Source organism: Stenotrophomonas sp. G4 (assembly GCF_003428825.1).
Classification (GTDB): Bacteria; Pseudomonadota; Gammaproteobacteria; order Xanthomonadales; family Xanthomonadaceae; genus Stenotrophomonas; species Stenotrophomonas indicatrix.
In genome coordinates this window covers 1351691-1365263 of the sequence record NZ_CP031741.1, presented here as the reverse complement: position 1 = coordinate 1365263, position 13573 = coordinate 1351691, and the positions used below count along the sequence as shown (strand labels likewise).

Genomic DNA, 13573 nt, shown 5'->3' with positions numbered 1-13573 from the left:
ACGGAATGCAGCTGTTGCTGTTGCTGTTGCTGTTGCCGCTGAGGTTGCCGGCCAGCGGCCGGCACTACTGCGGGTGCCGGGCGCCGCCCGGCCGCAGCACCTTCAGCCGACAGCCGATGGCCCCTGCGTACCGGCCAACCGCATCGGTCGCAGGTCAGCCAGGGTCAGCCGTTCCAGCGGCTGCGGCCGTTCGATGGCATACCCCTGCAGCCCCTGCACGCCCATCCCGGCAAGCGCCTCGGCAATTTCGGTGGTCTCCACCCACTCGGCCACCACCTCCATCTGCAGTTCGCGGCCCAGCTCGCTGATCGCACGCACGCTGGCCCGGCTGACCGGATCGGTGTCCATGTCGCGCACGAACGCACCATCGATCTTCAGCATGTCCGCCGACAGCTGCCGCAGATAACCGAACGAGGACAGGCCCGAGCCGAAGTCGTCCAGCGCCACCCGACAGCCGCGCGCCTTGACCGCGTCGATGAAGGCACGCGCCTGGCTCAGGTTACCGATGGCCGCCGTTTCGGTGATCTCGAAACAGAGCTTGGACGCCAGCGCGCGGTTGCGCTCCAGCAGGTCGCAGACGAAGGCCAGGAATCCCGGCTCGGCGATCGACTGGGCCGATACATTCACATTGCACAGGCCCAGCTGCCGCACGTGCGCCGGGCACACCTGCAGGTGGCGGAACAGCAGGCCGAGCACGTGCCGGTCCAACACCACCGCCATGCCGTAGCGCTCCACCGCGGGCATGAACTGGCCCGGCAGGTGCAGCACGCCGTCACTGTCACGCATGCGCACCAGCACCTCGTAGTGCAGGTAGGACGGATCGCCGACCTTGGCGATGCGCTGCGCATACAAAAGCATCCGGTTCTCGGCCATGGCGCGACTGACGCCCTGCAGGCGTTCAGCCTCCAGCCGTCGCTCCTCCAGCGCCAGCCGATTTTCGTTGAAGCAATGCACGCGGTTGCGACCGGCCTGCTTGGCCGCATAGCACGCGCTGTCGGCCGCGCTCATCAACCAGTTCACGTCCGGCGCCTCGGCTGTCACTTCGACCACGCCGACACTGCAGCTCAACTGGGGGCTGCCCTCGCTGACCGGGAACGTGGCCTGGCCCAGGTTGCGGATCAGTCGCTGCAGCACCCGCTTGGCTTCATCCTGGTTGGCGCGGGCAAGGAACACCGCGAACTCGTCCGCCCCCAGGCGGCCGACCCAGTCGCCATCGCGCACCGCGCCGACCAGGTACTCGGCGAAACTGCGCAGCATCTGGTCGCCGGCCGCGTGGCCGAAGCTGTCGTTGACCAGCTTGAAGTGGTCCAGGTTGATGTAGCCCAAAGCATGGGTCCCACCGTCGGAGCGGACCTGCAGCAGCGATTTTTCCAGCAGACGCTCGATCTCGCGACGATTGATCAGGCCGGTCAGTGGGTCATGGCTGGCGTGGTGCTCAATCTCACGTGCCAGGGCATGGTTCTGGCTGACATCCTCGACGATGGCGAACACCGACAGGCGGCCACCGGCGGTGCGCACGCCGGTACCACTCCAGCGCCCCCACACCAGGCTGCCATCGCGACGCCGGAAGCGCAGCTCGCCCGGGCGCAGCTGGCGCTCCCAGTCGATGCGGCCGCCCGCATCGATCACCAGCTCGCCCTCCATCAGCAGCTCGGCCAGCGACATCTGCAGCAGCACGTCCCGGCGATGGTCGAGGATGTCGGCCATCGCCTGGTTGGCCTCCACCACCCGGCCAGCGGCATCCAGCTTGAGCATGCCGACGTTGGCCTGGTAGAACGCCGCACGGAAACGGCTTTCATGCTCGGTCAGATCCTTGCCGACCCGGCGTGCCAGGGCCACCGCCATCAAGCTGATCAGCAGCACCGACAAGCCGCCTACGGCCAGGGTTGCGATGCGCACGGCGCGGGCCATGCGCAGCAGGGCCTGCGAGAACGCCTGCGCCTGCCCGCGCAGCTGGTGGTCGATGCCACGCAGCCGCTGCAGGTAGTCATCCACGGCTGCCCCGTCCAGCGGTCCGGAGCCATGGCGCCGCTGCAGTTCCTCCGCCAGCGATTGCATGGCCAGCAGGTTTGCGTCGGTCTGCCGCCACAACCAGGTGGCTTCGCGGAAGGCTCCGACGTTGCGCGCATGGCGGAACGAGAAGATCAGCCGCGGAATGTCCGCGCGGGCATTGCCCCCACGCAGAAAACCGGCGCGGGCTGCCGCCTCGTCCGGTTCGGGTTGCTCCAGCGCCTTGCGGGCCTGCAGGTCACCCAACGGAACCTGCAGTGCCCGTTGGGCATCCTGCAGATCCTGCAGATGGCCACGCGCCAGGTAACGGCTGAGCGCTGCGGTGGCGTCCTGCTGCCCCCGCGACCAGTAGCCCTGGCCGGCGATCCACGCCGTCGATGCCGCCTGCAGTTCCTGGATCACCGCTGACAGCGCGACCAAGCCGATCGCCATGCCCGTCAACAGCGCAAATCGCAGTCCCAGCCCGCGGGTCATCGGCACCCGTCGGCGCTGCTGGTCCATGCCACTCCTACCCATCCTGGATCCCCCGAATGTGCTGCGGTGACAATCTCCTACGGAACCGCGCCAGCCTAGAACCGCAGATGTGTGGGCCATGCGAAACCGGACCCGGCCGGTGATCGGCAGGTCGGGTCGAGCATGCCTGACACTGCGCAAAAGACAACGCCAGCCCGGAGGCTGGCGTTGTTCACTTGCATTGATGCGGCTTAGAAGCTGCGCGGGCCACGTGGCTTGTTGAAGCCCTCGCGACGCGGCGGACGGCTGTCGCGGTCGCCGCCGGGGCCACCCGGACCGCTGCGACGCGGAGCTCCCGGGCCGCCCGGACCGCCCGGACCACGCTTGTCGAAGCGCGGCTTGAACGGACGCGGCGCCGGATTGACCTCTTCACCGGCGGCCAACGGGCGCATCTGCAGCTGCTGGCCGGACACCCAGACCTTCTGCAGGTGGGTCAGCACGTCCGACGGCATCTGTGCCGGCAGATCCAGCAGCGAGAAGTCGTCGTGGATGTCGATACGACCGATGAAGCGGCTTTCCAGGCCGGCTTCGTTGGCGATGGCGCCGACGATGTTGGCCGGCTTCACGCCATGCTGGTGGCCGACCGAAATGCGGTAGGTCTCCATGCCCTGCTCCGGTGCACCGCGCGGCGGCACGTCACGGCGCGGGCGCTGCTCGAAGCCACCCTCGGCATCGTCACGACGCGGGCCACGCTCGAAGCGCGGGCCGCGCTCGTTGCGGTCGCCACGTTCCGGGCGCTCAGTGCGCTCGAAACGCTCGCGCGGCGCACGCTCTTCGCGCGGTGCACGTACCGGCGGCTGCAGCAGGAACGGGGTATCGCCCTGCATCATCTTCGCCAGTGCGGCGGCCACTTCGATGGCCGGCACGTTCTGTTCGGACTCGAAACGCTCCAGCAGCTGGCGGTAGAAGTCCAGGCCGCCCTGGCCGAGGGTCTCGGTGATGCGCGAGGTGAACTTGTTGATGCGGGTGTCGTTGACCGCTTCCACGCTCGGCAGCTGCATTTCTTCGATCGGCTGGCGGGTCGCACGCTCGATCTGGCGCAGCATGCCCTTCTCGCGCGGGGTGGCGAACAGGATCGCTTCACCGCTGCGGCCAGCACGGCCGGTACGGCCGATGCGGTGAACGTAGCTTTCGGTGTCGTACGGGATGTCGTAGTTCAGCACGTGGCTGATGCGTTCCACGTCCAGGCCACGAGCGGCCACGTCGGTGGCGACCAGGATGTCCAGCTTGCCTTCCTTCAGCATGGCGATGGTGCGCTCACGCTGGGCCTGCTGCATGTCACCGTTGATGGCGGCGGCGGCCAGGCCACGGGCCTGCAGCTTGCTGGCCAGTTCCTCGGTGCCGGCCTTGGTGCGCGCGAACACGATCATCGCATCGAACGGCTCCACTTCCAGGATGCGGGTCAGCGCGTCCAGCTTGTGCATGCCGCTCACCCACCAGTAACGCTGGCGGATGTTGGCCGAGGTGGTGGTCTTGTTGGCGATGGTGACTTCGACCGGGTCCTTCAGGTAGGTCTGCGCGATACGGCGGATGGCCGGCGGCATGGTGGCCGAGAACAGCGCGACCTGGCGCTTCTCCGGCAGCTTCTTCAGCACCGCTTCGACGTCGTCGATGAAGCCCATGCGCAGCATTTCATCGGCTTCGTCCAGCACCAGCGTCTTCAGCTCGGACAGGTCCAGCGTGCTGCGGTTCAGATGGTCGATGACGCGGCCGGGGGTACCGACCACGATGTGCACGCCGCGGCGCAGGGCCGACAGCTGCTGGCCGTACGGCTGGCCGCCGTACACCGGCAGCACGCGGAAGCCGGGGATCTTCGAGGAATAGGACTGGAACGCCTCGGCAACCTGGATGGCCAGCTCGCGGGTCGGGGCCAGCACCAGGGCCTGCGGCTTGATCTGCTGCAGGTCGATGTTGGACAGCACCGGCAGCGCGAAGGCCGCGGTCTTGCCGGTACCTGTCTGGGCCTGGCCCAGCACGTCGCGGCCTTCCAGCATCGCCGGGATGGTGGCAGCCTGGATCGGCGACGGCGTTTCGTAGCCGATGGCAGTGACAGCCTGCATGACAGAATCGGACAGGCCGAGCTGCGCGAACTGCAGCTGCGCTTGGGTTTCTTGGGACATGGGGAACTCCGAAGGCACTGCCACGAGCATGGCAGGCGAAAAAAAAGGGGGCTTCCGCGCTTTGGGCGCCCTTCTTATCGCGTGCCCTGGCGCTGCTCGGTTGGAGCTGAGGTTTTACTCGCTCAGAGCGGAATGATACCGCACTGTGCCTGAACAAGGTGTACAGGAAACCGCCGGCACGCCGTTACGGCCCGCCGTGGCGCACAATAGATGCCCATTTTACCGCCGCGGGCCCTGTCCTGCAGCGCCTGCCCCAGGAAACCCAGTTCCATGCAGATCCTCGAATTCGACCTCGACGGCGATTACGTCGAACTCAAGCAGTTGCTGAAGCTGGCCGACCTGGTCACCAGCGGCGGCGAAGCCAAGATGGTCATCAGCGAAGGGCTGGTGCTGGTCGATGGCGAGGTCGAGCTGCGCAAGGCCTGCAAGATCCGCGCAGGCCAGGTGGTCGAGTTCAACGACAGCCAGATCCGCGTCCTGGCCGCCGCGTAAGTCACCGCTTGGCCGTCAGGCCACGCGCTGGGTCAGGTGGGCGGCAATCAACTGCCGGAACGGTGCCACCCCCTGCGCCACCCGCAACCCGGCCGCCCGCAACAGGCGCGCCGGACGGCGGTCGTCGGTATACAGGCTGGCAATCGCATTGGTCGCTTCATACAGCGGCCGCGCCGCCAGCCGATGCCCGCGCTGGTAACGGCCCAGCATGCCGGCCGCGGCGATGTCCGCTCCACGTCGCTGCTGCTCGGCGATGCCCTGCGCCAGCCGCTGCGCGCTGGCCAGGCCCAGGTTGAAACCATGTGCGGTGACCGGGTGCATGCCCACTGCGGCGTCACCGATCAGTGCCGAACGTTCGCCGACAAAGCGGTGCGCATATACCCCGACCAGGGGATAGGCCTGTGGCGTGGCCACCGGCTGCATGCGTCCCAGGCGGTGTTCGAAGAAGCCGCTGATGGCCTCCCCGAACGCGATCTCATCCATCGCCAGCAGCGCTTCGATCTGCCGCGGCGGCAGGGTGATCACCGCTGATGCCTGTCCTTCGTTGAGCGGCAGCAGCGCCATCGTGCGGCCATAGCCGAACCACTCCCACGCCGTGTGGTGGTGATCGCGCTCGACCTGCATCCTGCAGACCAGCATCGATTTGCCGAAGTCACGCATCTGCGCACCGATGCCGAGCATGCGGCGGGTGCCGGAGAAGCGACTGTCGGCACATACCAGCAGCCGCGCATGCAGCTCGCTGCCATCGTCCAGGCGCACCACGTGGCCCTGGCTGTCGGCGCGTACCGCCTGCACCTTGCGGCCATCGAACAGTTCCAGCCCGTCCTGGCCCTGCACCGCCTGCCAGGCCGCGCGGCGGATCAGATGGTTGGGCACCAGCCAGCCCAACGGCTGGCCATCGACCTGGCTGCTGGCGAAGGTCAGCGCGAAGGGCGAAGCTCCGTTCAGCACCCGCGCGTCGCGCAGTTCGGCAACCTCGGCTTCGGGCAGGCGCTGCCACAGGCCAAGCTGTTCCAGGCTTTGCCGCGAGGCATGGGTCAGGGCGATTTCGCGGCCGTCGAAGGCCGCCTCGGCCAGAGCCTGGCGCGGCTGTGCCTCGACCAGCCCCACCTGCAGGCCAGTGCTGGCCAGCGCGCGCGCAAAGCACAGCCCGGCCGGTCCGGCACCGACCACCACCACGTCCATCCTGCGCATGCGCGCCTCCTGCCGTTGATCCAGTCGCGGCCAGCATAGCGCTGCGTGCCTGACCGGCCTTGATCTGGATCAGCTGCGCGTCACAGCAGCGCGAACACCATCGCCAGGATCGCCACGATCGACACCAGCCAGACCAGGCTGCGCACATAGGGCACGCCGGCTGCGTACAGCGGCAGGTAGACAACGCGTGCCCAGAAGTAGACCTGCGCCGCCAGCGCGGTGGTGTCGCTGCCACGCCCGGCCAGCACCACCGCAATCGCAGCGGCGGCGAAGAACGGGAAGGTCTCGAAGAAGTTGGATTGCGCCCGCTGCAGTCGTCCAGCCAGTGGACTCAGCGGCTTGGACGAGTCGTCACGTGCGGAGGCGTTCCATTTCATCCCGCGCTCGCGGGTGACCACGGTGGAGGCGGCAAAGATGTAGACGAAGCCCAGCAGCATCGCCCACGCCAGCATCGTCAGTTCGGTGGCCATCGTCGATCTCCGTCAGGGGCTGGAGGCGCGCAGGCTATAGCCGGCCAGGCGCCAGGTCTGGTCTTCGTCGAAGCGGAACGACACCAGCTCGCGTACCGGCTGCGCGCTGTTGGCGAAACGGGTCGGGAAGCTGACGTTGATGTACAGGCCCTCGGGCACGGCAGCACCTGCAGCGTATTTCACGCGGGTGATGGTCGGCTGGCCACGCCCGGCCAGCGCGCCAAGACGCGTGCGGTCTGCCGCAAGCTGGCTGACGAAGGCCGCCTTGGGCACTGCGCGGCGGGCAACCGCCGAGGCGCCGTCCCACAACTCACCGGCCCGATTGGCGTCGACCAGTTGCGCGGCCTTCAATGCGGCACTGCCCATTTCCGCGTCCTGTTTCTGCACCTGCGCCTGCTGGGCCGGGCTCAGCGCGGGCGCGGCAGCAGTGGCCAGCTTCGCGGCCGTCGGTGCGCTCGGCGCGGGGCGAGCCGGGGCCGGTGCGGGCGTGGCCGGCGCCGACGTTTGCGCCAGTGCAGCCAGGGGCAACAGGGACAGCAGCAGGAGCACGCGCTTCATGGACACCGCCGGTTCGATGGAAAGAACCGCAGTCTACGCCAGCGCAGTGAGTGGGCCGTCAGCGCGCCTGCACGCTGCCTTCCACCTCACCCGCCTCGGCCTGCGCCGCCGGTGCCGCCGATGCCGCGGGCAGCTGCTCGGCCACCGGCGGCTGCTCCGGCGGTGCCGGGGGCAGCGTAGCCACGTCGATCTCCGACAGCGGGCTTTCCTCCGGGCACACCGGGTCGGGGAAGCCGAAGCGCTGCTTCAGCGACTGGCCACAGCTGTTGATCGATTCCATGTCGGCACCGTCGCGCTTGCACTGCTGGTCGAACGCCACCAGGAACGCATCCTTGCGCTGCACGAAGTCGTCGCCGCAGGTACGCATCTGCTTGATCCGCTCCAGGTCGTCCTGTACGGCGTTGGTCCCGTCCAGGCCGTACTGGCGAAGCTCTTCGGCCGTCAGCAGGCGCAGGCTGCGGTTGGGCACGGTCATCATCAGGTCGGCCACACCCACCGCCACACCATTGCGCTGCAGATAATCCTTCACGTTGTCATAGACCTCGTGCAGCTCGCGGTTGAGCTCTGCGCGCGAAGTGGCCTTGGAACTGATGCGCATCATGCGGTGGATGCCGACCTTGCCGGTCAACAGCCGGTTGTCGCCGGCAGCCAGCACGAACACGCAGGCGCTGTGGCAGATCGAGCCCTCGCGCACCCAGATGGTCCAGCCGGATTCGCCGATGCTGTCGCCGGCAACGATGGCCGATTCCACCTGGCCACCGCTGGAATCCAGATCCAGGATGCGCTTGTGGATCTGCAGCTCGTCGGCGACCACGGCCAGCCGCCACATCATCTCGGCAAACCCGGGGTTGATCTTGCCGTTGTAGCGCACGCGCAGCAGGCCACGCTCGGCGCACGGCGCCAGCGCCTGCTTCAGCTGTTCGCGCTGCAGGCCTTCCAGCTCAACACCATCGCCGCCGTCGCCGGCGTAATCGGTGGTGCAGCTGACCCAGGCCTTGCCGTTTTCCAGCTGCGCCTGCGGCCAGGGCCGATCAGCCCGGCTGCGTGCCGGTGCCGGCGGTGGCGGCGCATCGGCGGCATTGATCGACACCATGTTTTCGCCATCGCTGGCCGGGGCCCGCGTGGCCTTGTCGGCAGCGGTGACGTTGCCGGGGTTCTCCAACTGGCTGCAGCCCGCCAGGGCCAGGCACAACAGGGGCAACCAGCGGAGTTTGGCGGACATCGGGCAACCGGATTCAGACAGGCAAGAACCACAGTCTACCCGTCCACGACGCGCATTCAGCGCCCGCCACTGAACCTGTTCTGACCCTCTGACCCTGTCATTTCCTGTCCCAGCGTCATCCGACATCCCCTCCCACATTGCGTGGATCTACATGTCGACCAAGGTCGACACCCACCAAGAGCAGGCCATGCCATCTCGACAGTTCGCGGAAGTCTGTCGAAGGCGGGGTGGGTCCGGTTGCAGGGGCGTGAGCGCCATGGATGGCGCGACCGAGCTTACAGGGGTGAGGGCGCTTTGCTTGCGAAGCACTGCTTCGCAAGCGCCCGAACGCACAGCCGCCAGCGGCTGGGCCGGGCCCCGGAGGGGTACTTGCAGCGTCCCCTGCAACCGGACCCACCCCGCCATCCCACGGCTAGCCCGCGGTTGCCGTTGCCGTTGCTGTTGCTGTTGCCCTTGCTGCTGCCCTGGCTTGAAGGCCTCTGAGGGTGCCGGGCGCAGCCCGGCCAGGCCCCTCCAGCATCCATGTCCGAATATGGCGAGTACTACCGCCCGCAGGCGCCTAGACTGGCGTCATGGATACCGCACTCGCCCTCGACACTGCCGCCTGCGATCGTGCCCGCCTGGCCCGTGATGCGCGCTTCGACGGCGTATTCTTCACCGCCGTGCGCAGCACCGGCATCTACTGCCGGCCGGTGTGCCCGGCGCCGCCACCGAAGCCACGCAACATCACCTATTTCCCCACGGCAGCGGCTGCTGCGTCGGCCGGCTATCGCCCCTGCCTGCGCTGCCGCCCCGAGCTGGCCCCGCTGGCACAACAGGCGCTGGCCGGACAGGCCGTGCAGCGTGCCTTGGCGCTGATCCATGCCGGCTTCCTGCAGGACCAGCCGGTGGCCGAACTGGCAGGAAAGATCGGCCTCAGCGCGCGCCAGCTGCAACGCCTGTTCGTCGAACGGCTGGGCGCAACGCCAGGGCAGATCCACGCGACCCATCGCCTGCTGCTGGCCAAGCAACTGCTGACCGAAACCACGCTGCCGGTGACCGACGTGGCACTGGCCGCTGGTTACAACAGCCTGCGCCGCTTCAATACGGCATTCCTGCAGGGCTGCGGCATGGCGCCTACCGTACTGCGCCGCCAACACCATCCCCTGGCCGCCGACGATGGCGGGCTGGTGCTGCGCCTGGGCTATCGACCGCCGCTGGATTTCCCCCGCATGCTGGCCTTCCTGCGCAAGCGCAGCCTGCCCGGCATCGAACTGATCGGTGAAGACAGTTACCAGCGCGTGCTGGGCACAGCCGAGCGCCCCGCCCTGCTGCGCGTCACCGCCGACCCGAAGCGGCCCGAGCTGCGCCTGCAACTGGGCGCGGTCGACCCACGCCTGATTCCGGACATCGTGCGCCGCGTACGCCGTGTGTTCGACCTGGACGCCGACCTGCAGCAGGTGCACGCAGCGCTGGGCGATGAACCGCTGTTGGCGCGCGGCATCGCCGAGCGCCCCGGCCTGCGTGTGCCAGGCGGATGGGACGGCTTCGAGGTAGGCGTGCGCGCGGTACTGGGCCAGCAGGTCAGCGTGGCCGCGGCCACCACGTTCGCGCGCCGGCTGGTCGATGCCTACGGTGCGCACCTGCCCGGCATGCCGTCCGAATTCGACCGTCAGTTTCCAGCGCCGGACGTACTGGCCGACGCGGCCCTGGAATCGATCGGCCTGCCACGCAGCCGCGCCGCCACCGTGCGCGCCCTCGCCGCAGCCTGCGCCAGCGGCCAGCTGGACTTCGGGCCGGGCCAGGCGCTGGAGGAATTCGTCGCCCGCTGCGTGGCCCTGCCCGGCATCGGCCCGTGGACGGCGCAGTACATTGCCCTGCGTGGGCTCGGCCAGCCTGATGCCTTCCCCGCCGGTGACCTGGTGCTGCAGCAGGTGCTGGGCCACGCGCAGGGCCAGCGCCTCAGCGAACGCGCCACCGAGGCCCGTTCGCAATCATGGCGCCCATGGCGCGCCTATGCCGTGCTGCACCTGTGGCACCTGTCCGGCACGTTCGTTGGAGAACCCTCATGAACCTGTTGTTCGATCGCTTCGATACACCGATCGGTGAACTGACCATCGCCGGGGATGAGAATGGCCTGGCCCACGTTCTGTTCCCGGAAAACCGCCATCCTGCGCGCGGCCGCGAGCACTGGCATTACACGCCCGGCGCATTGCCGGAGGCGCGCGAACAGTTGCTGCAGTACCTGCACGGTGAGCGCAGCGGTTTCGACCTGGTGCTGGCACCGCATGGCACGCCGTTCCAACTGCGCGTCTGGCACGCGCTGGCGTTGATTCCCTTCGGCCAGACCTGGAGCTATCTGCAGCTGGCGCAGCAGCTGGGTCAGCCGACGGCGACCCGTGCGGTCGGCGCGGCCAATGGCCGCAATCCGTTGCCGATCGTGCTGCCGTGCCATCGCGTGATCGGCAGCAACGGTACGTTGACCGGTTTCGGTGGCGGCCTGGAAACCAAAGCGGCCTTGTTGCGGCTGGAGCAGCGACAGGCACCGCTGTTTGCATGAGGGTTGGAGGCAGGGCTGCGCCCTGCACCCGCTACAAGCCAGAGCAACGTCAACGTCAACATCAACGTCCAAAGCGGGCTATCCGTGGGTGGTCGGGGCGGTGTCGGATTGATTCGTTCCGGTAGATCCACGCCATGCGTGGATGGAAGCATCCGTAATCTGTCTGGAGAAGAGCCCCCTTGTTGTTCAAGGGGGCGCGCCAAAGGCGCGGGGATACGGTGAAATGCGTGGACACGCCAGCGCGCCACAGGCGCGATGGCGTGTCTTGGGTACGTCATTGCTGCGGATTATCATGGCCGGATGACTTCCGTACGCCTGACCTGCACGCTGGCGCTGCTGCTGCCCCTGGCCGCATGCACCACCACGCCTTCGCCTTCGACAACCATCGCTGCACCTGCCGCGGAGGCGAATACGCCGCCCGCCAGCCCGCCGAAGCTGCTGTTGATCTCCATCGACGGCCTGCGCGCCGATGCGTTGGATCGCGGCCTAACCCCGAACCTGCAACGGATCATCGACGGTGGTGTGCGTGCGCGCTGGATGACGCCGTCCTATCCCTCGCTCACCTTCCCCAACCACTACACACTGGTCACCGGCCTGCGTCCGGACCACCACGGCATCATCAACAACAGCATGGACGATGCCGCGCTCGGTCGCTTCGCGCTGCACGACCGCGCTGCGGTGACCACCAGCGGATGGTGGGGCGGCGAACCGATCTGGGTCGGTGCCGAGAAGGTCGGTGTGCGCACCGCCACCACCTCATGGCCGGGCAGCGAAGCCGAGATCCAGGGTACACGGCCCAGCCAGTGGCGCATTTACGATGCCAAGGAACCGCTGGAGCAGCGTGCGCAGACAGTGCTCGACTGGCTGTCGCAGACCGATGCCGATGCGCCGCGCCTGACCACGCTGTACATGGAGCACGTGGACAAGGCCGGCCACAACTTTGGCCCCGAATCCAGGCAGTACACCGAGGCCATCGTGCATGCCGACCAGGTCATCGGCCAGGTGCTCGATGGCCTGCAGCAGCACGGCCTGGCCGACAGCACCAACGTGATAGTGGTCTCCGATCACGGCATGGCGTCGGTGCCGGAGGGCCAGGTGATCGCCCTCGAATCGATGATTGACCCTGCCATCGCGCGCAACGTCAGCGCAGGCCAGTCGGTCGGCTTCGCGCCGGAGGTGGGACGCGAAGCAGAGGCCGAGCGTGCCCTGCTCGGTCGCCACGCACACTACGAATGCTGGAAGAAGGAGAACCTGCCGGCGCGCTGGCATTACGGCACCCATCCGCGCGTGCCGGCCATCGTCTGCCAGATGGATGAAGGCTGGGACGCGCTGACGCGCGAGAAGATCGCCAAACGCGAGCACGCCGATCGCGGCTCACATGGCTACGACAACGCGTTGCCGTCGATGCGCGCGGTGTTCGTCGCCCGTGGCCCTTCATTCCGGCAAGGCCTGGTGATCGACGGTTTCGACAATGTCGACGTCTACCCGCTGCTGGTGCACCTGCTGCAGGTGCCGGAAGCGGCCAACGATGGCAACGCGCAGACGCTGCAGAAAACCCTGCGCTGATCGCGGCGCCATGCCCTGGCCACGGTCAAAAAAAAAACGCGGCGCCGAGCGCCGCGTTTTTCTTTGGACCGGTCGGTCGGCGGATCAGCCGGCCTTGGCCACTGCCTTCTTGGCCACAGCCTTCTTCGCCGGAGCCTTGGCCACGGTCTTCTTGGCAACCGGGGCGGCGGCGCCTACGGCGACCTTGCTCGCGGTGTGCGAACGGGCGTTGCCGTAGCTGGCGTTGTAGCGCTTGCCCTTGGCGGTCTTGCGGTCACCCTTACCCATGTCTTCAACTCCTCAAATGTGAAATCTGGTTACCCCGTACTGACACGGGTTCGGCGGGGCCGCCTTGCTGGGCGCCCCCGCGCACGATCGGAAAGCCTACCACGGAGCGCCTAGTGCGCGCAGCTGGCGTCATGCACGTGGCCGTGGTTCAGGCGCAGGTTGACCAGGTGCGCGATGCCGACCAGCAGGCCGCCCAAGGTCATCACCACCGCATGCGGCACCGCGTTGTGGTGCAGCGGGTCGTACAGCACGCCGGCCCACAACGCGATCAGGCCGGGAATCAGGAACGCCAGCGCACGCAGCGCGCCGTGCCGCCGGTAACCCCAGACCAGGCTGAACAAGCCCAGCAGGGTCACGAACACCACCAGCGCCTTCTCCACGCCATCGCTGAGCCACAAGGACAGGCCAAGCGAGGGGGCAGCGGCCAGCAACAGCGGAATGACCGCGCAGTGCACCGCGCACAGCATCGAACCGGTGGCGCCGAAGCGATCGAGCAGGTGGCGCAGGCGTGAGGGCAAAGGCATGACTTCCAGCAGGGCGGCGAATCGTTATGGAATAATATAACATCGTTTCCCGACCCGCACGGTTCCCCTCCCCTGTCCCGCCGACGGGATTCGTGCGC

General features: G+C 67.7%; 12 protein-coding genes. 4 read left to right on the top strand and 8 right to left on the bottom strand.

The window, feature by feature from the left end:
• Window positions 1-102: 102 nt before the first annotated feature.
• Together D0Y85_RS06340 and D0Y85_RS06335 are read right to left on the bottom strand one after the other, a co-directional pair.
• A complete protein-coding gene (locus D0Y85_RS06340; protein ID WP_117309877.1) occupies window positions 103-2526 on the bottom strand; it encodes an EAL domain-containing protein in 2424 nt (807 codons plus the stop codon).
• A 188-nt stretch (window positions 2527-2714) separates the two neighbouring features.
• On the bottom strand, window positions 2715-4643 hold the full coding sequence (locus D0Y85_RS06335; protein WP_117309876.1) for a DEAD/DEAH box helicase: 1929 nt from the start codon (window positions 4641-4643) through the stop codon (window positions 2715-2717).
• Window positions 4644-4913: 270 nt separating this feature from the next.
• Between D0Y85_RS06335 and D0Y85_RS06330 the strand changes: the two genes are divergently transcribed.
• Window positions 4914-5135, top strand: a complete 222-nt coding sequence (locus D0Y85_RS06330; protein WP_025877723.1) for an RNA-binding S4 domain-containing protein — start codon at window positions 4914-4916, stop codon at window positions 5133-5135.
• Window positions 5136-5150: 15 nt separating this feature from the next.
• Here D0Y85_RS06330 and ubiM read toward each other — a convergent pair whose 3' ends face one another.
• The 4 genes from ubiM to D0Y85_RS06310 form a co-directional block, all read right to left on the bottom strand.
• The gene (ubiM, locus tag D0Y85_RS06325) at window positions 5151-6329 is read right to left on the bottom strand and encodes a 5-demethoxyubiquinol-8 5-hydroxylase UbiM (protein WP_117309875.1); all 1179 of its coding nucleotides are present in this window, start codon (window positions 6327-6329) and stop codon (window positions 5151-5153) included.
• Window positions 6330-6409: 80 nt separating this feature from the next.
• A complete protein-coding gene (locus tag D0Y85_RS06320) occupies window positions 6410-6799 on the bottom strand; it encodes an MAPEG family protein (protein ID WP_025877726.1) in 390 nt (129 codons plus the stop codon).
• Window positions 6800-6811: 12 nt separating this feature from the next.
• The gene (locus tag D0Y85_RS06315) at window positions 6812-7357 is read right to left on the bottom strand and encodes a DUF4019 domain-containing protein (RefSeq protein WP_117309874.1); all 546 of its coding nucleotides are present in this window, start codon (window positions 7355-7357) and stop codon (window positions 6812-6814) included.
• 58 nt (window positions 7358-7415) lie between these two features.
• Window positions 7416-8579, bottom strand: a complete 1164-nt coding sequence (locus tag D0Y85_RS06310) for a hypothetical protein (RefSeq protein WP_117309873.1) — start codon at window positions 8577-8579, stop codon at window positions 7416-7418.
• 572 nt (window positions 8580-9151) lie between these two features.
• Here D0Y85_RS06310 and D0Y85_RS06305 point away from each other — a divergent pair.
• From D0Y85_RS06305 to D0Y85_RS06295, 3 genes are all read left to right on the top strand, one after another.
• The gene (locus D0Y85_RS06305) at window positions 9152-10630 is read left to right on the top strand and encodes a DNA-3-methyladenine glycosylase 2 (RefSeq protein ID WP_117309872.1); all 1479 of its coding nucleotides are present in this window, start codon (window positions 9152-9154) and stop codon (window positions 10628-10630) included.
• Window positions 10627-11118, top strand: a complete 492-nt coding sequence (locus D0Y85_RS06300; RefSeq protein ID WP_117309871.1) for a methylated-DNA--[protein]-cysteine S-methyltransferase — start codon at window positions 10627-10629, stop codon at window positions 11116-11118. The genes D0Y85_RS06305 and D0Y85_RS06300 overlap by 4 nt, the downstream gene beginning before the upstream one ends.
• Before the next feature lie 300 nt (window positions 11119-11418).
• Window positions 11419-12684: an ectonucleotide pyrophosphatase/phosphodiesterase gene (locus D0Y85_RS06295; protein ID WP_117309870.1), complete on the top strand. Its 1266-nt coding sequence runs from the start codon at window positions 11419-11421 to the stop codon at window positions 12682-12684.
• 84 nt (window positions 12685-12768) lie between these two features.
• On the opposite strand, the gene D0Y85_RS06290 is transcribed toward D0Y85_RS06295, so the two are convergent.
• Together D0Y85_RS06290 and D0Y85_RS06285 are read right to left on the bottom strand one after the other, a co-directional pair.
• Window positions 12769-12951 carry a 30S ribosomal protein THX gene (locus D0Y85_RS06290; protein WP_025879339.1) on the bottom strand — a complete coding sequence of 61 codons (183 nt, stop codon included), beginning with the start codon at window positions 12949-12951 and terminating at the stop codon, window positions 12769-12771.
• Window positions 12952-13061: 110 nt separating this feature from the next.
• On the bottom strand, window positions 13062-13475 hold the full coding sequence (locus D0Y85_RS06285; RefSeq protein ID WP_117309869.1) for a MerC domain-containing protein: 414 nt from the start codon (window positions 13473-13475) through the stop codon (window positions 13062-13064).
• Window positions 13476-13573: the final 98 nt, after the last annotated feature.

Coding starts and splice junctions, on each gene's coding strand:
- D0Y85_RS06340 (WP_117309877.1), bottom strand. CDS start 2,526: ATGGGTAGGAGTGGCATGGACCAGCAGCGCCGACGGGTGCCGATGACC.
- D0Y85_RS06335 (WP_117309876.1), bottom strand. CDS start 4,643: ATGTCCCAAGAAACCCAAGCGCAGCTGCAGTTCGCGCAGCTCGGCCTG.
- D0Y85_RS06330 (WP_025877723.1), top strand. CDS start 4,914: ATGCAGATCCTCGAATTCGACCTCGACGGCGATTACGTCGAACTCAAG.
- ubiM (WP_117309875.1), bottom strand. CDS start 6,329: ATGCGCAGGATGGACGTGGTGGTGGTCGGTGCCGGACCGGCCGGGCTG.
- D0Y85_RS06320 (WP_025877726.1), bottom strand. CDS start 6,799: ATGGCCACCGAACTGACGATGCTGGCGTGGGCGATGCTGCTGGGCTTC.
- D0Y85_RS06315 (WP_117309874.1), bottom strand. CDS start 7,357: ATGAAGCGCGTGCTCCTGCTGCTGTCCCTGTTGCCCCTGGCTGCACTG.
- D0Y85_RS06310 (WP_117309873.1), bottom strand. CDS start 8,579: ATGTCCGCCAAACTCCGCTGGTTGCCCCTGTTGTGCCTGGCCCTGGCG.
- D0Y85_RS06305 (WP_117309872.1), top strand. CDS start 9,152: ATGGATACCGCACTCGCCCTCGACACTGCCGCCTGCGATCGTGCCCGC.
- D0Y85_RS06300 (WP_117309871.1), top strand. CDS start 10,627: ATGAACCTGTTGTTCGATCGCTTCGATACACCGATCGGTGAACTGACC.
- D0Y85_RS06295 (WP_117309870.1), top strand. CDS start 11,419: ATGACTTCCGTACGCCTGACCTGCACGCTGGCGCTGCTGCTGCCCCTG.
- D0Y85_RS06290 (WP_025879339.1), bottom strand. CDS start 12,951: ATGGGTAAGGGTGACCGCAAGACCGCCAAGGGCAAGCGCTACAACGCC.
- D0Y85_RS06285 (WP_117309869.1), bottom strand. CDS start 13,475: ATGCCTTTGCCCTCACGCCTGCGCCACCTGCTCGATCGCTTCGGCGCC.